General features: G+C 70.3%; 14 protein-coding genes and 1 pseudogene. 12 read left to right on the top strand and 3 right to left on the bottom strand.

Features of this window, described 5'->3' with window-relative positions; genetic code table 11:
* Window positions 1-45 precede the first annotated feature (45 nt).
* A complete protein-coding gene (locus ACWCPY_RS22370; protein WP_451267527.1) occupies window positions 46-534 on the top strand; it encodes a glutathione peroxidase in 489 nt (162 codons plus the stop codon).
* A gap of 78 nt (window positions 535-612) precedes the next feature.
* Here ACWCPY_RS22370 and ACWCPY_RS22365 read toward each other — a convergent pair whose 3' ends face one another.
* On the bottom strand, window positions 613-1839 hold the full coding sequence (locus ACWCPY_RS22365; protein ID WP_451267525.1) for an acyl-CoA dehydrogenase family protein: 1227 nt from the start codon (window positions 1837-1839) through the stop codon (window positions 613-615).
* A 174-nt stretch (window positions 1840-2013) separates the two neighbouring features.
* Between ACWCPY_RS22365 and ACWCPY_RS22360 the strand changes: the two genes are divergently transcribed.
* A complete protein-coding gene (locus ACWCPY_RS22360; protein ID WP_362452505.1) occupies window positions 2014-2664 on the top strand; it encodes a TetR family transcriptional regulator in 651 nt (216 codons plus the stop codon).
* Between the two features lie 14 nt (window positions 2665-2678).
* Here the strand turns inward: ACWCPY_RS22360 and def are convergent, their stop codons facing one another.
* Window positions 2679-3224, bottom strand: coding sequence for a peptide deformylase (gene def, locus ACWCPY_RS22355; protein WP_451267523.1), 546 nt, complete (start codon window positions 3222-3224; stop codon window positions 2679-2681).
* 114 nt (window positions 3225-3338) lie between these two features.
* On the opposite strand from def, the gene ACWCPY_RS22350 reads away from it, so the two are divergent.
* From ACWCPY_RS22350 to ACWCPY_RS22325, 6 genes and pseudogenes are all read left to right on the top strand, one after another.
* Window positions 3339-4577 (top strand): MurT ligase domain-containing protein, encoded by a 1239-nt coding sequence (locus ACWCPY_RS22350; protein WP_451267521.1) that lies wholly within the window; start codon window positions 3339-3341, stop codon window positions 4575-4577.
* Between the two features lie 34 nt (window positions 4578-4611).
* A complete protein-coding gene (locus ACWCPY_RS22345; RefSeq protein ID WP_451267519.1) occupies window positions 4612-5340 on the top strand; it encodes a type 1 glutamine amidotransferase in 729 nt (242 codons plus the stop codon).
* Window positions 5341-5483: 143 nt separating this feature from the next.
* Window positions 5484-6512 (top strand): 6-phosphofructokinase, encoded by a 1029-nt coding sequence (locus ACWCPY_RS22340; protein ID WP_362452501.1) that lies wholly within the window; start codon window positions 5484-5486, stop codon window positions 6510-6512.
* Window positions 6513-6623: 111 nt separating this feature from the next.
* The gene (locus ACWCPY_RS22335; protein WP_451267517.1) at window positions 6624-7574 is read left to right on the top strand and encodes a cytochrome c oxidase assembly protein; all 951 of its coding nucleotides are present in this window, start codon (window positions 6624-6626) and stop codon (window positions 7572-7574) included.
* A gap of 66 nt (window positions 7575-7640) precedes the next feature.
* Window positions 7641-7799 carry a hypothetical protein gene (locus ACWCPY_RS22330; protein ID WP_107408259.1) on the top strand — a complete coding sequence of 53 codons (159 nt, stop codon included), beginning with the start codon at window positions 7641-7643 and terminating at the stop codon, window positions 7797-7799.
* Between the two features lie 533 nt (window positions 7800-8332).
* Window positions 8333-9694 (top strand): annotated as a pseudogene (locus tag ACWCPY_RS22325) (glycoside hydrolase family 6 protein); the annotation flags it as partial.
* Between the two features lie 100 nt (window positions 9695-9794).
* Here ACWCPY_RS22325 and ACWCPY_RS22320 read toward each other — a convergent pair.
* Window positions 9795-11393, bottom strand: a complete 1599-nt coding sequence (locus ACWCPY_RS22320) for an alkaline phosphatase D family protein (protein ID WP_451267515.1) — start codon at window positions 11391-11393, stop codon at window positions 9795-9797.
* A gap of 313 nt (window positions 11394-11706) precedes the next feature.
* On the opposite strand from ACWCPY_RS22320, the gene ACWCPY_RS22315 reads away from it, so the two are divergent.
* The 4 genes from ACWCPY_RS22315 to ACWCPY_RS22300 are packed head-to-tail and all read left to right on the top strand — an operon-like array spanning window position 11707 to window position 17745.
* Entirely contained in the window at window positions 11707-14616 is a 2910-nt protein-coding gene (locus ACWCPY_RS22315; RefSeq protein WP_451267513.1) for a family 78 glycoside hydrolase catalytic domain, read from the top strand.
* Entirely contained in the window at window positions 14613-15920 is a 1308-nt protein-coding gene (locus ACWCPY_RS22310; RefSeq protein ID WP_451267511.1) for an extracellular solute-binding protein, read from the top strand. Before ACWCPY_RS22315 ends, ACWCPY_RS22310 begins: the two co-directional genes overlap by 4 nt.
* Window positions 15917-16879 (top strand): carbohydrate ABC transporter permease, encoded by a 963-nt coding sequence (locus ACWCPY_RS22305; protein ID WP_451267509.1) that lies wholly within the window; start codon window positions 15917-15919, stop codon window positions 16877-16879. Before ACWCPY_RS22310 ends, ACWCPY_RS22305 begins: the two co-directional genes overlap by 4 nt.
* Window positions 16876-17745 (top strand): carbohydrate ABC transporter permease, encoded by an 870-nt coding sequence (locus ACWCPY_RS22300; protein WP_451267507.1) that lies wholly within the window; start codon window positions 16876-16878, stop codon window positions 17743-17745. Before ACWCPY_RS22305 ends, ACWCPY_RS22300 begins: the two co-directional genes overlap by 4 nt.
* The last annotated feature ends 7 nt before the right edge of the window (window positions 17746-17752 follow it).

Here is a 17752-nt window from a genome sequence, read left to right as displayed (position 1 = left end):
GGGCGTGACAATGGCTGCGGAAGTCACATCTACGAGGAGACCCTCATGACGCTGCACGACATCCCGCTGCGCACCCTCACCGGCGAGCCCACCTCACTGGCCGACTACAGCGGCAAGGTGGTCCTGTTGGTGAACGTCGCGTCCCAGTGCGGGCTCACCCCGCAGTACGCGGGCCTGGTGAAGCTCCAGAACGAGTACGCGGACCGCGGCTTCACCGTACTCGGTGTGCCGTGCAACCAGTTCGCCGGCCAGGAGCCGGGGAGCCCGGAGGACATCCAGACCTTCTGCTCGACGACGTACGGCGTCAGCTTCCCGCTGCTGGAGAAGACCGAGGTGAACGGCGAAGGGCGCCACCCGCTCTACGCCGAGCTGACCCGGCTGGCGGACGCGGACGGCGAGGCCGGCGACGTCCAGTGGAACTTCGAGAAGTTCCTGATCTCCCCGGCCGGCGAGCCGGTCGCGCGGCTGCGCCCGCGCGTCGAGCCGGAGTCGCCCGAGCTCGTCACGGCCATCGAGTCCCTCCTGCCGGCCTGACGCACCGCGTCCCCGTTCGCCGGACGGGCCGGATTCCTGGCCTGTCCGGCGACCGGGGACAGCCCCGGCGGGACGGTCTCAGCGGATCGGCATGCCCGAGAGGGTGCGGGCGATGACCAGGCGCTGGATCTCGCTGGTGCCTTCGAAGATCGTGTAGATCGCCGCGTCCCGGTGCATCCGCTCCACCGGGTACTCACGGGTGAAGCCGTTGCCGCCGAGGATCTGGACGGCCTGGGCGGTGACCTTCTTCGCCGTCTCGCTCGCGTAGAGCTTGGACATGGAGCCCTCGGCCGAGGTGAACGGCTTGCCGGTGGTCGCCATCCACGAGGCGCGCCAGACCAGCAGCCGGGCCGCGTCGATCCGGGTACGCATGTCGGCGAGCTGGAAGGCGATGCCCTGGTTGTCGATGATCGGACGGCCGAACTGGGTGCGGGTCTTCGCGTAGTCCAGCGCCACCTCGTACGCCGCGCGGGCGGTACCCACCGCCATCGCGCCGACCGCGGGGCGGGACGCCTCGAAGGTGGCCATCGCGGCGTTCTTCACCCGTTCGCCACCGGAGGCGGCGCGCTCGCGGGCCCGCGCCAGGCGCTGGTCGAGCTTCTCCTTGCCCCCGAGCAGGCAGTGACCGGGAATCCGGACATCGTCCAGGACCACCTCGGCGGTGTGCGAGGCGCGGATGCCGTGCTTCTTGAACTTCTGGCCCTGGGAGAGGCCGGGGGTGTCCGGCGGGACGATGAACGAGGCATGCCCCTTGGAACCCAGCTCGGGGTCGACCACGGCGACGACGACATGGACATTGGCGATGCCTCCGTTGGTCGCCCAGGTCTTGGTGCCGTTCAGCACCCACTCGTCCTTGGCCTGGTCGTACACCGCGCGGGTGCGCATCGAGGCGACGTCGGAGCCCGCGTCCGGCTCGGAGGAGCAGAAGGCCGCGACCTTCACGTCGTCGGCATCGCCGTACATCTGCGGGATCCAGGTCCCGATCTGCTCCTCGGTGCCGTTGGCGAGGACGCCCACGGCCGCCAGGCCCGTACCGACGATGGACAGGGCGATGCCCGCGTCCCCCCAGAAGAGCTCCTCCATCGCCATCGGGATGCCGAGCCCCGTCGGGTCGAAGAACTGCTGGGCGTAGAAGTCGAGGGAGTAGATGCCCACCTTGGCCGCCTCCTGGATGACGGGCCAGGGCGTCTCCTCACGCTCGTCCCACTCCGAGGCCGCCGGACGGATCACATCCGCGGCGAAGCCGTGAAGCCAGTCACGGACCTGCTTCTGGTCATCGTTGAGTTCGAGCGTGAACTCCGCCATGTTCCCCTCCACGTACTGCCGTGAAAAAACCACTCGTTACTTGCGGTAACCGCAGTCTGTTACCGACAAGTAGCCCCTGTCAACCGCCCCGGTTCCCCTCCGCGCCGCGCCGGGCAGGGTGTTACGTTGCGCAGGCAGGACGCATTTGCACAGCCAGGGGCGGGGAGAGGCGACATGGAGAGCACACGACAGGCAGAGCGCCAGCGGACAGCGGCCGAGAGCCGCCGCCGCGAGCTGCTCGAAGCCGCCGACCGCGTGGTGCTCAGAGACGGGCCAGGGGCGTCGATGAACGCCATCGCGGCCGAGGCCGGCATCACCAAACCCATCCTCTACCGGCACTTCGGCGACAAGGGCGGGCTCTATCGCGCCCTTGCCAAGCGTCACACCGACGCCCTGCTGATCGCCCTGCGGGCCGCACTCGACGCCCCCGCCGAGCGCCGCCGCCGCGTCGAGTCGACGCTCGACACCTATCTGGCGGCGATCGAGGCCCGGCCGCAGGTCTACCGCTTCCTGATGCACCCGGCCGACGACGCGGCGCCCGCCACGGAGCAGGGCTTCGACGTCGGACGGCACTCGGCGCCGCTGCTGCGCCGGCTCGGCGAGGAGCTGGCCCTGGTGATCGCCGAGCGGGTGGACCTGGGCCCGGACAGCGAGGCCATGGCGCGGATCTGGGGCCATGGCATCGTCGGCATGATGCACGCGGCGGGCGACTGGTGGCTGGGCGAACGCCCCTGCTCCCGCGAGCAGTTGGTGAGCAGTCTGGCCGATCTGCTGTGGGGCAGGCTCTCCGCCGCGGGCGACCGGCCGGGCGGCCCCGGATTCTGAGACCGCGGAAGCGGTCAGCCGGTGCGCGCCCAGGGCGCCCGGCGGGCCGCGCGCAGCGCCCTCCTGCGGCGCAGCCCGGTCAACCGGTCCGTGTAGACCTCGCCTTCGAGATGGTCGCACTCGTGCTGGAGGCAACGCGCGAAGAAGCCGGTGCCGGTGATCCGGACCGGCTCGCCGTCGACGGTGAAGCCCTCGACGACGGCCCGGTCGAACCGCGGGGTGGCCGCTTCGAGGCCGGGCAGTGAGAGACAGCCCTCCGGGCCCCGCACGGTGATGCCGTCGGCCTCGACGAGCCGCGGGTTGACGAGATGCCCGAGGTGCCGGACATCGTCGTCGTCCGGGCAGTCGTAGACGAACACCCGCAGCGGAACGCCGATCTGGTTGGCCGCGAGGCCGACGCCCTCGGCCGCGTACATCGTGGCGTACATGTCCTCGACGAGACGGGCGAGGGAGGGACCGAAGTCCGTGACGGGTTCACAGGTCCCGTGCAGCACCGGATCACCGAGCAGGCTCATGGCACGAATCAGTCCGGAACTGCCGGGGATCGGGCGGTTTCGCATGGCCGCAATCGTACGTTCCACGTGACCTCCACCTTCCCGGCGGTGCCAGGGTGCGGTCGCCGCGCCGGACATCGATAGGCTGGGCGTGGACCGATGCAAGGAGGATCTAGGACGATGGCAGGCAACACGGAGCCGCTGTCGCCGCGGGCCAAGCTGGCCGTGACGGCGGGAAAGGCCGCGGCGGCGGTGTCACGAGCCGCCGGGCGCGGCAGCGGATCGGTGATCGGCGGCCGGGTGGCGCTCAAGCTCGACCCCGACCTGCTGGGGCGGCTGGCGCAGCACCTGGACGTGATCCTCGTGTCGGCGACGAACGGCAAGACGACGACCACCCGGCTGATCGCCGAGGCACTGCGGGCCGCGGGCCCGGTCGTGTCGAACGCGCTCGGCGCCAACATGCCGGCGGGCATCACCTCGGCGCTGGCGGGCGGCTCGGACGCGCAGTACGGCGTGATCGAGGTCGACGAGAAGTACCTCGCCGGGGTCGCGCGCGACACGACGCCGAAGGTGATCGCGCTGCTCAACCTCTCCCGCGACCAGCTGGACCGCGCGGCGGAGACCCGGATGCTGGCGGAGAAGTGGCGTGAGGGGCTGTCCGGCTCGAAGGCCGTGATCATCGCGAACGCGGACGACCCGCTGATCGTCTGGGCTGCTTCCTCCTCCCCCAATGTGGTGTGGGTCGCGGCGGGACAGGCGTGGAAGGACGACGCCTGGTCCTGCCCCGCCTGCGGCGGTGTGATGCAGCGCCCCGGCGACGACTGGTTCTGCGGCGAGTGCGGATTCCGCAGGCCCGCGCCCAGCTGGGTCCTGCACGGCGACTACGTCCTGGACCCGCACGGTTCGGCCTGGCCGATCCACCTCCAGCTGCCCGGTCGCGCCAACAAGGCCAACGCCACCAGCTCCGCCGCCGTGGCCGCCGTCTTCGGTGTGCCGCCGCAGGTCGCGCTGGAGCGGATGTACCAGGTGCAGGCCGTCGCGGGCCGCTACGACGTGGTGTCCTTCCTCGGCCGTGAGCTGCGGCTGCTGCTGGCGAAGAACCCGGCGGGCTGGCTCGAAACGTTCTCCCTGATCGACCCGCCGCCCACGCCGGTGATCCTCTCCGTCAACGCCCGCGGCGCGGACGGCACGGACACCTCCTGGCTGTGGGACGTGGACTACACCCAGCTCGCCGGTCACCCGATCTTCGTGCTCGGCGACCGCAAGCTGGACCTGGCCGTCCGCCTCGAAGTGGCCGGTCTCGACTTCCGGGTCTGCGAGAACCTCGACGAGGCCGTGCAGCAGGCCCCGCCCGGCCGTATCGAGGTCATCGCCAACTACACCGCCTTCCAGGATCTGCGCCGTCGTGTCGGCAACTGACCCCGGCCCCGGCCACCTCCGGAGAGGACGAAGCATGAGCAACAACGGTCTGCGTCTGGTCTGGGTCTACCCCGACCTCCTCAGCACCTACGGCGACCAGGGCAACGCCCTGGTGGTGGAGCGCCGGGCCCGGCAGCGCGGTCTCGACGTGCAGCGCGTCGACGTACGCAGCGACCAGCCGGTCCCGACGTCCGGCGACATCTATCTGATCGGCGGCGGCGAGGACCGGCCGCAGCGGCTCGCCGCGGAGCGGCTGCGCCGCGACGGCGGGCTCAGCCGGGCCGCGTCCAACGGCGCGATCATCTTCTCGGTCTGTGCCGGCTACCAGATCCTCGGCCACGAGTTCATCAACGACCTCGGCGAGCGCGAGCCCGGCCTCGGGCTGCTCGACGTGATCTCCACCCGTGGCGAGGGGGACCGGTGCGTCGGTGACGTACTGGCCGACATCGACCCGCACCTCGGTCTGCCGCCGCTGACCGGTTTCGAGAACCACCAGGGCGTCACCCATCTCGGCCCGACGGCCCGGCCGTTCGCCAGGGTGCAGCTCGGCCGGGGCAACGGCACCGGTGACGGCACCGAGGGCGCGTACAACGACACCGTCTTCGGTACGTACATGCACGGCCCCGTGATGGCGCGCAACCCGCTGATCGCGGACCTGCTGCTGAAGCTGGCCCTCGATGTGAACGCGCTGCCGCCGACGGACGACCGCTGGTACGAGGCGCTGCGCGCCGAGCGCATCGCCTCGGCCACGCAGCCCGCCTGATGAGGCGCATTTCGCTCTTCTGAGCGGAGTCCAGCAGGCGGACGCCCGGTTCGGTCCCGCCACCCTGCGCCGGTAGGGTGGCGGGGATCCAACCGGACGACGTGGTCCGGTCGTCGGCCCACGTTGCAAAGGTTTCCCGGGCAATGCGAATTGGTGTGCTCACCTCCGGCGGCGACTGCCCCGGCCTCAACGCCGTCATCCGTTCCGTCGTGCACCGTGCGGTGGTCGACCACGGCGACGAGGTCATCGGCTTCCACGACGGGTGGAAGGGCCTGCTGGAGTGCGACTACCGCAAGCTCGACCTCGACGCGGTCGGCGGCATCCTCGCCCGGGGCGGCACGATCCTCGGCTCCTCCCGGGTCCAGCCCGCCCATCTGCGAGGCGGCGTGGAACAGGCCAGGGGCCATGTCTCCGATCTCGGCCTCGACGCGATCATCCCGATCGGTGGCGAGGGCACGCTGAAGGCGGCCAACCTGCTCTCCGAGGCGGGGCTGCCGATCGTCGGCGTACCGAAGACCATCGACAACGACATCGCCTCCACGGATGTGACCTTCGGCTTCGACACCGCCGTCGGTGTCGCGACCGAGGCGCTCGACCGGCTGAAGACGACCGCCGAATCGCACCAGCGGGTGCTGATCGTCGAGGTCATGGGCCGCCACACCGGCTGGATCGCGCTGCACTCGGGCATGGCGGCGGGTGCGCACGCCATCGTCGTGCCGGAGCGCCCGTTCGACATCGACGAGCTGACCGAAGTGGTCGGCAAGCGCTTCTCGGCCGGCAAGAAGTTCGCGATCGTCGTCGTCGCGGAGGGCGCCAAGCCCCGCGAGGGCACGTCGATGGAGATCGAGCAGGGCACCAAGGACATCTACGGGCACGAGCGGTTCGCCGGCATGGCCACGCAGCTCTCCGGCGAGCTGGAGCGGCGCCTCGGCAAGGAGGCCCGCCCGGTGATCCTCGGCCATGTGCAGCGCGGCGGCACGCCGACCGCGTACGACCGGGTGCTCGCCACCCGCTTCGGCTGGCACGCGGTGGAGGCCGCGCACCGCGGCGAATTCGGCATGATGACGGCGCTGCGCGGCACGGACATCGTGATGGTGCCGCTCGGCGAGGCCGTGGAGACGCTGAAGACCGTCCCGGCCGAGCGGTACGCCGAGGCGGAATGCGTGCTCTGAGCGACACCCCGTCCCATGAACTGCCCCCGGCCGCAGCTGCGGCCGGGGGCAGTTCTACTCTGGTCGGGATAACCGGCACGAAACGGGGACGCCCCCAGCAGGAGTGAACAGATGGATCACAGCGGGCACGGCATGAACATGGATCTGCCGCCGTTCACGCTGGGACGTGGGCTCCAATTCTCCGCGGACCCCTTCTTCCTCGTCGGCTGTGTTCTCGCCATCGGCCTGTACGGGTACGCGGTGCTGCGGCTGCGCAGACGCGGGGACGACTGGCCGGTCGGCCGGGTCGTGTTCTTCGTCGTCGGCGTGCTGAGCATCGCCCTGGTGATGTGCACCAAGCTCAACGACTACGGCATGGTCATGTTCAGCGTGCACATGGTGCAGCACATGGTGATCAGCATGCTGTCGCCCATCCTGCTGCTGCTGGGCGCCCCGGTGACCCTGGCGCTGCGTGCGCTGCCGGTCGCGGGCCGTGGCCGCACGGGGCCGCGCGAGCTGCTGCTCAAGCTGCTGCACAGCCGGTACATGAGGATCATCACGCATCCGGCCTTCACGATCCCGATCTTCATCGCCAGCCTGTACGGGCTGTACTTCACCCCGCTCTTCGATTTCCTGATGGGCTCGAAGACCGGTCACATCGCGATGATGGTGCACTTCCTCGCGGTCGGCCTGGTGTTCTTCTGGCCGATCATGGGCGTGGACCCGGGGCCGCACCGACCGGGCTATGTGATGCGGATGCTGGAGCTGTTCGCCGGGATGCCGTTCCACGCGTTCTTCGGCATCGCCCTGATGATGGCGACGACGCCGATGGTGGGAACGTACAAGCATCCGCCGGCCTCGCTGGGCATCGATGCGCTGAGCGATCAGGGCTGGGCGGGCGGTATCGCCTGGGCCTTCAGCGAGATCCCGTCGGTGCTGGTGCTGATCGCGCTGGTCTTCCAGTGGTACCGCTCCGAGCAGCGGACGGCGAAGCGCTCGGACCGTCGGGCCGACCGTGACGGTGACCAGGAGCTGCAGGCGTACAACGCCTATCTCGCCTCATTGCAGGCGCGCGGGCAGTAGCGGTGGGCATGCCTCAGGGGTGACGATGGCATCCACGGCCGCACGGCCGATGAGGAGGGTGCGGGCATGTCCGGATCCACGAAGGCCATGGGAGTGCTCACGCTGACCGCGCTGGTCGTGGTCACCGCCTACACGGTGGCGCTGGGGAGCAGCGGCTGGCTCTGGTTCGGCTGGGTGGTGCTCGGCCTGATCACCCTGGGAATGGCGGCGACGCGCGAATCCTGAGCCGCGCCCCTCTTTGCGCCCTGCCGGCCGGGAACCAGGACGCACCCCACGCCCCCTTCATCCGTCGATGGAGGGGGCGTCGGCCGTTCCGCGGGCGGTGTGACGCGCCGCGGGCGGAGCAGTCATCTCCGGTTCGGTACGAGACCGCCCCTCGCCTAGGGTCTTTCGTGCCCGATCGCCCTCGCTTCTCCTGCGTCCGGGAGGCGGTTCTGATTCAAGTGTTGACAGGTGCGTGTCACTGCGTCACCTTGGGAGCGCTCCCACAGTCAAGAGTCGCACACAGCGACGGTCGTGGGTCCGACCGCGGGAGCGTTCCTGAACGCCGGGTTCCGCCATCTGTGGGGCCCGTTCGCACCGTGCACACCCCGTTCGTCGCCCGGCACCTCTCCCCCCACCACGCCACACCGATGGTCACCCCCTGAGCCGCGGGGCCCGGTGTGGGGCAGTGCGCCCCGAGCCGCTGCCCCGGTACGACACATCCCGAGGCCCGTGGGCCGACCACCCGCGGGCACCCGAGAAAACCTGGAGCCGCAATGAGAAGGACAGGCACCACTTCGCGCGGGACGCGCCGAAGGCTCGCCGCGCTCTCCGCCCTCGCCCTGGGCGCGGCACTGACAGTCGCTCTTCCCGCACCGGCGTCGGCAGCCGCCCGGGTCGACAACCCCTACGCGGGCGCCACTCCCTATGTGAATCCCGACTGGTCCGCCAGGGCCGCCGCCGAACCGGGCGGTGGAGCCATCGCCGACGAACCCTCGTTCGTCTGGATGGACCGCATCGCGGCCATCGCGGGCACGGGGGACGCACGGGGGCTGCGCGCGCATCTCGACACGGCACTGGCGCAGGGCGCCGACCTGTTCCAGGTGGTCATCTACGACCTGCCGGGAAGGGACTGCGCAGCGCTGGCCTCCAACGGCGAGCTCGGCCCCACGGAGATCGACCGGTACAAGAACGAGTACATCGACCCCATCGCCGACATCCTCGCCGACCCGGCCTACGCCGGCCTGCGCATCGTCACCCTCATCGAGCCGGACTCACTGCCGAACCTGGTGACCAACGCCGGCGGCACGGCCGGCTCCACCGAGGCCTGCGCGACCATGAAGGCGAACGGCAACTACGAGAAGGGCATCGGCTACGCCCTGCACACCCTGGGCGCGATCCCCAACGTCTACAACTACGTCGATGCCGCCCACCATGGCTGGCTCGGCTGGGACTCCAACTTCGTGCCGGCGGCGCAGGAATTCAGGAAAGCCGCGACCACGGAGGGAGCGACCGTCTCCGACGTGCACGGTTTCATCGTCAACACGGCCAACTACTCGGCCCTGAAGGAGCCCTATTTCACGATCACCGACACGGTGAACGGGACGACGGTGCGCCAGTCCAAGTGGGTGGACTGGAACTACTACGTCGATGAGCTGTCGTTCGCCCAGGCGCTGCGCACCGAACTGGTGGGCCAGGGCTTCGCCCCGGGCATCGGCATGCTGATCGACACGGCGCGCAACGGGTGGGGCGGCTCGGCCCGGCCCACCGCCGCGGGACCGCAGACCGGCGTGGACGCCTATGTCGACGGCGGCCGGGTGGACCGGCGCATCCATGCCGGCAACTGGTGCAACCAGAGCGGCGCGGGCGTCGGCGAACGGCCGGCCGCCGCCCCCGAGCCGGGCATCGACGCCTACGTCTGGGCGAAGCCGCCGGGCGAGTCGGACGGCAACAGCCAGCCCGTCGACAACGACGAGGGCAAGGGCTTCGACCGGATGTGCGACCCGGCGTACACCGGGAACGGCCGCAACGGCTACAACCCGTCCGGTGCCCTGCCGGGTGCCCCGCTCGCGGGCCACTGGTTCTCGGCGCAGTTCCGGGAGCTGGTACGCAACGCCTACCCGCCGCTGAACGGCGGGAGCGTCTGACCCCGGCACCTCCCGCTTCGGGCGGCGGTGAAGCCCGCCCGGACACGGATCGCCCCCTGTCGCTCCCGTGGCAGGGGGCGGCCGCGTCCCCTCAGGCCTGCTGGAGCCCCGGGTGGCCGGCCTCGGTCACGTAGGAGGTACGGGTCGAGACGGGCGCGCCGGGGGTGGTCACGTACGGCAGGACCCGGAAATCGGCGCGGCAGGTGTCCCGGGTCAGCTCGCAGCGTACGTAGCCGCGCTGGAAATTGGTGAACTTGATGTGCTCGTTGGCGGCGAGCAGCTTGGCACCGGAGGGGTCCAGGTCCATCCCGTCCTTGGTGGTGGAGATGGACGAGCCGACGAACTCGACGCCGAGCGTGGGCGACCCCGGATCGTCGAAGTTCTGCTTGAGGTCTGAGGCGAGGTGGCGGTGCATGTCGCCGGTCAGGACGACGGGGTTGCTCACGTTGCGGTCGGTGAGCTCCTTGAACAGCCGCCGGCGGGCGTCCACGTAGCCGTCCCAGAAGTCCATCACGAATGCCTGGCCCGGGCCCGGGTCGGTGTCGACCTGGGTCACGGGGATCTGCTGGGAGATCATGTTCCATGTCGTGTCGGAACGTCCGAGGCCGCGGTACAGCCACTGCTCCTGCTCGGGGCCGAGGATGGTGCGGCCCGGCGTCAGGCGTTCGTCGCAGCCGCTCTTGGTGCCGTCGCCGCAGGGCTGGTCGTCACGGAAGAGCCGGGTGTCGAGGATGTGGAAGGTGGCCATCCGCCCGTAGCGCAGACGGCGGTACATCCGGGCCTCGAAGCCGTTCGGCTTGTTCGGCAGCCGCAGCGGCAGGTGCTCGTAGTACGCCTGGAACGCGGCGGCTGCCCGCTCGCGGAAGACCGCCGGGTCCTGGTCGGGTTCGTTGTCGGCCTTGGACTTGTCGCCCGCCCAGTTGTCCTCGACCTCGTGGTCGTCCCAGACCAGGGCGAACGGGTGGGCCTGGTGGGCGGCGATCAGGTCGGGGTCGAAGCGGTGGAGGGCGTGGCGGTTGCGGTACTGGACGAGGTTCATCGGCTCGGGCCGCAGTTCGGCGGCGACGGGGACGTTGCGTACGCCGCCCATGGCGTCGATGGCGTTCTCGTAGATGTAGTCGCCGAGGTGCAGGACCAGGTCGATATCCTCCTCGGCGAGGTGCCGGTAGGCGGTGTAGAAGCCCTCGAACCACGCCTGGCAGGAGACGAAGGCGAAGTCGAGCTCCTTGGGCCGGCTGTGCGGCGGAGGCGCGGTGCGGGTGCGGCCGACGGGGCTGAGCGTGCCGCCGGCGCGGAAGCGGTAGTAGTAGTGCCGGCCCGGCTGGAGTCCGGAGACCTCGACGTGGACGGAGTGGGCGAGTTCGGGCACCGCGCGGGTCCGCCCCCGGCGCACGACGGACCGGAAGCGGTCGTCGCGGGCGACCTCCCACTGCACGTCGACGGCGTACGGCGGCATGCCGCCGCTTCCGTCGGGCGCGAGGGGCTGGGGGGCGAGTCGGGTCCACAGCACGACTCCGTCCGGCCACGGGTCGCCGGATGCCACCCCCAGGGTGAACGGGTTCTCGCGGAAGTGCGCGTCACCCCAGGCCCTGCCCGCCGACAGGCCGGCCGCGGCCAGGGCCATCCCGACCGTTCCGCCGAGCATCAAGCGTCTTCCGAACACTCCAGTACCACCTGACCCACTGTTCATTTGCATGAAACTCGTCCCTTCGTCGAACGGAATTCCGCCCGGTACGAGGTGGGATCGGCGCGTGATTTCACGCCCGTCCATGTGGTAATCACAGCGTGAATATCACAGGGGAATCATGCGCCACAAGACTACCCACGTATGGTCATTTTGCCGTTCACAGGCGGTTAGTTGGGGATACACCAACCTTTTCCGCAGTGGCCGACGACAGCCCGGCGACACCCTTGACACCCCTTGGAGCGGCTCATAGTCTCCACGCCACAGAATTAACGTTAGATTTCACATCGGGAAATTCGGTGCGACGGAAGGACGTGCTGTGTCCGGTTCCCCGACAGCGGGTGCACCCGCCCGCCATCGCGCCGAGGGCCGGACGGCGGGCCGTTCTGGTGTCCGGAGGCTGCGGCCGTACGCGCTGCGCTGCGAGCACCGCGCCACCCCGCTGGGCATCGACGAACCCGCGCCCCGGCTCTCCTGGCGGCTGGCCTCCGACCTCCGGGGGGACGACCCGGTGGCGTACCGGGTCCGTGTCGCCCGGCGCGCCGAGGATCTGGACGACGGCGGTCAACTCCTCTGGGACACCGGCCGGGTCACCGGTCCCGGTGCGACGGCCGTCGACTACGCGGGGCCGGCGCTCCTTGGCCTCACCCGCTTCCACTGGCGGGTCTCGGTGTGGCCTGCCGGATCGGACGCGCCGGCCGAGGCCGACTCGTGGTTCGAGACCGGTTTCACCCGGGCGGACCAGTGGCGTGCCGTGTGGATCGCCCAGGGCCCGTGTCCGGTCGGCGTCATGGACGCCCCCACCGAGGGCGAGTTCGCGCTGGACGACCACGGGCTCGCCCCGTGCCCCCTGTTGCGCCGCTCCTTCACCGTGCCCGCCGGTGCCCGGGGCCGCGTCCATGTCAGCGCGCGCGGTCTGTACGAGCTGCGGCTCAACGGCGAACGGGTCGGTGACGCCGAGCTGGCCCCCGGCTGGACCGACTACCGCCACCGCGTCCAGTACCAGACGTACGACGTCAGCGCCTTGCTGCGGGAGGGCGAGAACGTCCTCGCGGCCACCGTCGCCGACGGCTGGTGGAGTGGCTTCGTGGGCTTCGAGCCGCGCCGGGCCGGGGCGCACTACGGTTCGTCCCCCCAGTTCCTGGCCGAACTCCACCTGACGGGACCGGACGGCCGAAGCTCCGTGATCGCCACCGACGAGACCTGGCGCACCGGCACGGGAGCGATCCGCCACGCGGATCTGCTGATGGGCGAATGCCACGATCTGCGATGTGCAGCCGACGGGTGGGAGCTGCCCGGTTTCGACGACTCCGGCTGGTCCCCGGCGCTGGTCACGGAGACCGATCACCGCCTGCTGGTGGCGTCCGCCGACGAGCCCGTCCGGGCGATGGCCGAGCTGCGCCCGTGCTCGGTCGAACGCGTCTCCCCCGGCATCCACGTCGTCGACTTCGGCCAGAACCTCGCCGGACGCGTACGGCTGACGGTCCGTCGCCTCGCCGCCGGGGCACGGGTGGTGATCCGGCACGCCGAGGTGCTGGACGGGTCACGGCGGCTGTACACCGCCAATCTGCGCACCGCCGCCGCGACCGATGTGCTCGTCGGGGACGGCCGCGAGCACATCGTGTTCGAGCCGCGCTTCACGTATCACGGGTTCCGGTATGCGGAGATCAGCGGCATCCCGGAGCTGACCGAGTCCGATGTCGTCGCCGTGGCGCTGCACAGCGACACGCCGTGGGCCGGGGAATTCGACTGTTCGGACGCCGAACTGAGGCGGCTCCACGACTGTGTGGCGTGGGGGCAGCGCTCGAACTTCGTCAGTGTCCCCACGGACTGTCCGCAGCGCGACGAGCGGCTCGGCTGGCTGGCCGACGCGCAGGTCTTCCTGCCGACGGCCGCGCTCAACGCGGATGTCGCCGCGTTCTTCACCAAGTGGCTGCGCGACGTCGACGACGCCCGCACCCCGGACGGCGGCTTCACCAATGTCGCCCCGCGCCTCGTGGGAGTCGCCGACGAGGGTGCGCCCGGCTGGGCGGACGCGGGGGTGATCATCCCGTGGCACCTCTACCGCGTCTACGACGATCCCCGGTTCCTGGCCCGGTCCCTGGAGAGCATGTGCGCCTGGGTCGACCTGATCCACCGTCACAACCCCGGACTGGTCTGGCGCCATCGGGTGGGCCCGCACTTCTCGGACTGGCTCGCCCCCGGCACTCCCACGCCGCGTGACGTGGTCGCCACCGCGTACTTCGCGCGCAGTGCCCGGCTCACCGCACGGGCCGCCGAGGCCCTTGGGCGGAAGGATGCCGCAGAGCGCTACCACCGGCTCGCGGACGACATCCGCCGCACGTTCACCGAGCACTTCGTCACCGCCGAGGAGGCCCTGGAGGGCCTTCGCGTGCGCGTCGCGGGCGACACCCAGACCGGGTATCTCCTGGCGCTCGCCTTCGAGCTGCTGCCCGCCGGGCTGGTCGGGGCCGCCGCCCGCCGTCTCGCCGAACTCGTGGAGTCGGCGGGTCCGGCCCTGCTGACCGGTTTTCTCGGAGTGGCGCTCGCCGCGCCCGTACTCGACGCCCACGGACGGGCCGATCTCGCCCACGCACTGCTGCTCCGCGACGAGGTGCCGTCGTGGCGGTTTCCGCTGCGGCACGGCGCCACCACCATCTGGGAGCGCTGGGACGGGTGGACCCCCGGCACCGGATTCAGGGCGCCGTCGATGAACTCCTTCAACCACTACGCGCTCGGCTCCGTCGGCGAGTGGCTCTACCGCGGTGTCGCCGGCCTGGACCAGGCACCGGACTCCACCGGGTACCGGACACTGCGGATCCGGCCGCGCCCCGGCGGGCTCCGCCACGCGAGCGCCCGCTACGAGTCGGTCCGCGGCACCGTCTCGGTGACCTGGGAGCGGCAGGGCGGCCGGATCGCCCTGCGTGTCCTGGTGCCGCCAGGCGCCACCGCCGAGGTGTACGTGCCCACGACGGACCCGGGGTCGGTGCGCGAATCGGGCCTGGTCCCGGATGTCGGGGACCGCCACATCACGGCGGTGTCGACCGCCGCCGACCACGTGCTCTACCGGGTCTCCTCGGGTGCCTACCGCTTCACCGCGGCCCATCCCCCGGTCGGCGACCCGACCGGGGCGGACCGGCCGCGGCCGTCCCTCACTCCGAGCCGACGCACATCAGGACCGGCGGCGAAACCATCGTTCGCCCGTTCGTACGAGGAGGACACACCATGACGACGGGTTCTCGCTTCCGGCCCGACCGCAGCACGGTCGGCCGCCGGGGGTTCCTCCGGATCGGCGGCGGGGTCGCGGCGCTCGCCGCCCTTCCGACCGCTCTGACTGCCTGCTCGGATTCCGGCGGCGCTTCCGGCAAGCTGCGCGTCGTCGGCGTCGCCGACCAGCAGAAGCCGATAGAGGAGCTCGTCGCCCTCTACCGCAAGTCGCACCCCGACGACGGGTTCACCACTTCCTTCGCGCCCACGGACCAGGTGCAGACGGTGGTACGCACCCAGCTCGCCGGGGGCAACGCCCCCGATGTCCATGTGCTCTATCCGGGCAGCGGCAGCGCCATGTCCATGGTCGAGCTCGCCAAGGCCGGACTGCTCGCCGACCTCAGCGCGCAGCCGTGGGCCAAGGAGGTCCCGGCGAACTTCCACCCCGCTTACCGGCACGAAGGAAAAACGTATCTGTACTCGGCGGGAAGCAGCGTCATCGGCGCCATCCACAACAAGAAGGCCTTCGCCGAGGCCGGGGTCGAACCGCCGAAGACCTGGAGCGAACTCCTCGACGTCTGCGCGAAGCTGAAGGCCAAGGGCATCATCCCGATCGCGCTCGGCACGCAGACGCCCTGGGTCACCCAGCTGATCACCTACGCGCTGGTCCCCAACGCCGTCTATGCGAAGAACCCGGGTTTCGACGCCGAGATGGCCTCCGGCAAGGCGCACTTCCGCGGCTCCGGGTGGGCTGATGCGATGGGCAAGTACCAGGAGCTGCAACGCCGGGGCTTCTTCAACGAGAACCCCAACGGTACGACGTACGAGCAGCAGACCTCGATGGTCGCGAGCGGCAAGGCGGCGATGGCCGTCCAGGTCTCCGCCGTGCTCGCCAACTTCCGCCAGGCCGCCCGGAATCCGGACGACCTCGGTATGTTCCCCTTCCCCGGCGGCGACGACGCCGCGGACCTGTGGATCCCGGCGGGCATCGTCGTCGGGCTCGGGGTGTCCGCGCGGACCGGGAAGTCGGCCGCGGCGAAGGAGTTCATCGAGTTCCTCGGGAAGCAGGAGAACGTCGACCGCTGGGCGCAGTCCGTGGCCGCGATCCCGTTCAAGCGCGGCGCCTCGACGAAGACCGACCCGGTCCTGGACGGCTTCCTGCCCCTCATCGACGGCAACCGGGCCGTCCCCTTCATGGACCAGAGCTGGCCCAACGCCGAGGTGCAGCCCGCCCACTTCGCCGCCGTGCAGAACCTCCTCGCGGGCAAGACGGACGTCGACGGCGCGCTGGGGCAGATGGACGAGGCCTACGGGAAGAAGTCGTGACGAGCACCTCCGAGAAGACGGTCCCCGGCCCGGCCGGCACGGCCGGGGACCGTCCGCGGGCCGGTCGCGGCCGCCCGGTCCGGCACCGCGACCACACCGTCCCGCCCTGGCTCTTCGTCGTCCCGGCGCTCGTCGTCTACGGCATCGTCGTGCTCTACCCGAGCCTTGCCGGGGTGATGTACGCCTTCACCGACTGGTCCGGGATCGGCGGATTCTCCTTCACCGGGACGGAGAACTTCCGCACCCTTCTCGACGACGGCCGGGCCCTGGAGTCCGTCGGCAACACCCTGCTCCTCACCGTCGCCGTGGTCGTGGTCCAGAACGGCATCGGCCTGCTGCTCGCACTCGGTGTCCACACCAACATCAAGTCCCGCGCGCTACTGCGGCTGGTCTTCTTCGCTCCGGCCGTGGTCAGCCCCGTCATGGTCGCGATCCTCTGGAAGTACGTCTACAACCCGGAGAACGGCGCCGGCCTGAACGGTCTCCTCGGTGCGGTCGGGCTCGGCGGGCTGCGTCAGGACTGGCTCGGCGATCCCTCGCTCGCCCTGTGGTCCGTCGCGGCGATGGTCGTGTGGCAGTACGCGGGCTACTCGATGGTCGTCTTCCTGGCCGGACTCCAGGGCGTACCCGCCGAACTCCACGAGGCCGCCCGGATCGACGGGGCGGGTTCCTGGCAGCGCTTCCGCTATGTCACCTGGCCGCTGCTGGCCCCGGCGCTGACGATCAACCTGATGCTGTCGACCATCGGCGGACTCAAACTCTTCGACCAGGTATACGCCGCCACCAACGGCGGACCCGGCACCTCCAGCGAGACGCTGTCGACCGTCCTGTACAAGGAGGCCTTCGTCTACGGGAAGTTCGGCTACAGCACCGCTGTGGCCCTGGTCCTCGCGCTGTTCGTCGCCGCCGTCTCCCTGGTCCAGCTCCGCTACCTGCGTGCGAGGGAGGTCACCGCGTGAGCACCTCGACGAGCCCGAGAACACCGGCACCCGGGCACGGACGCCGCCGGCCGCGGTACGGGCAGTACCTCCTCGAACTGGTCATGATCGCCGTCGCGGTGGTCTTCCTGTTCCCGGTGTACGCCCTGATCACCCTGGCGATGAAGGACCCCCGGCAGATCTCCGAATCGCCCCTCTCGCTGCCCTCGCCGCCCACCTTCGGCAACTTCGGCGACGCCTGGTCCTCCGCCTCGCTGGGGCCCGCCCTGGTCAACAGCACGGTCATCACCGCGGTCAGTCTGCTGCTGCTGATCGTCCTCGGATCCACGGGGGCCTACTACCTCGCGCGGTGCGCCCGCGGCCTCGGCTACGGTCTGTACATCCTGTTCCTGCTGGGCATCGTGCTGCCGTTCCAGCTCGGCATGATCCCGCTCTACAGACTCGTCGACGACCTGGGCTGGCTCGGCACGTACCAGGGCATGGTGCTCTTCTACACCGGCATCCAGCTGCCCTTCACCGTCTTCCTGTACACCGGGTTCATCCGCGCGCTGCCGCCGGACTACGCGCAGGCCGCGCTGATCGACGGCTGCAACCACCGGCAGGCGTTCACCCGGGTCGTGTTCCCGCTGCTGCGCCCCATCACCGGCACCGTGATCATCCTGAACGCGGTGTTCATCTGGAACGACTTCTTCACTCCGCTGCTGTACCTGGGCGGCTCCGACAAGGAGACCGTGCCGGTGGGCATCTTCGCCTTCGTCGGCCAGTACGTCTCGGACTACGGACTCGTCTTCGCCGGGCTGGTCCTCGCCGCGCTGCCGATCCTGATCGTCTTCGTGGTCCTGCAACGCTATGTGATCAAGGGCTTCGCGGGCGGTCTCAAGGGCTGAGGAGCTC

The sequence above is a fragment of the Streptomyces sp. NPDC002403 genome (assembly GCF_053593015.1).
The sequence above is the reverse complement of the archived record's forward strand: the minus strand, read 5'-3'. Positions and strand labels throughout refer to the sequence as shown.

Bases quoted from the DNA above. Each gene is read 5' to 3' on its own strand.
- ACWCPY_RS22370 (WP_451267527.1), top strand. From the start codon at position 46: ATGACGCTGCACGACATCCCGCTGCGCACCCTCACCGGCGAGCCCACC.
- ACWCPY_RS22365 (WP_451267525.1), bottom strand. From the start codon at position 1,839: ATGGCGGAGTTCACGCTCGAACTCAACGATGACCAGAAGCAGGTCCGT.
- ACWCPY_RS22360 (WP_362452505.1), top strand. From the start codon at position 2,014: ATGGAGAGCACACGACAGGCAGAGCGCCAGCGGACAGCGGCCGAGAGC.
- def (WP_451267523.1), bottom strand. From the start codon at position 3,224: ATGCGAAACCGCCCGATCCCCGGCAGTTCCGGACTGATTCGTGCCATG.
- ACWCPY_RS22350 (WP_451267521.1), top strand. From the start codon at position 3,339: ATGGCAGGCAACACGGAGCCGCTGTCGCCGCGGGCCAAGCTGGCCGTG.
- ACWCPY_RS22345 (WP_451267519.1), top strand. From the start codon at position 4,612: ATGAGCAACAACGGTCTGCGTCTGGTCTGGGTCTACCCCGACCTCCTC.
- ACWCPY_RS22340 (WP_362452501.1), top strand. From the start codon at position 5,484: ATGCGAATTGGTGTGCTCACCTCCGGCGGCGACTGCCCCGGCCTCAAC.
- ACWCPY_RS22335 (WP_451267517.1), top strand. From the start codon at position 6,624: ATGGATCACAGCGGGCACGGCATGAACATGGATCTGCCGCCGTTCACG.
- ACWCPY_RS22330 (WP_107408259.1), top strand. From the start codon at position 7,641: ATGTCCGGATCCACGAAGGCCATGGGAGTGCTCACGCTGACCGCGCTG.
- ACWCPY_RS22320 (WP_451267515.1), bottom strand. From the start codon at position 11,393: ATGAACAGTGGGTCAGGTGGTACTGGAGTGTTCGGAAGACGCTTGATG.
- ACWCPY_RS22310 (WP_451267511.1), top strand. From the start codon at position 14,613: ATGACGACGGGTTCTCGCTTCCGGCCCGACCGCAGCACGGTCGGCCGC.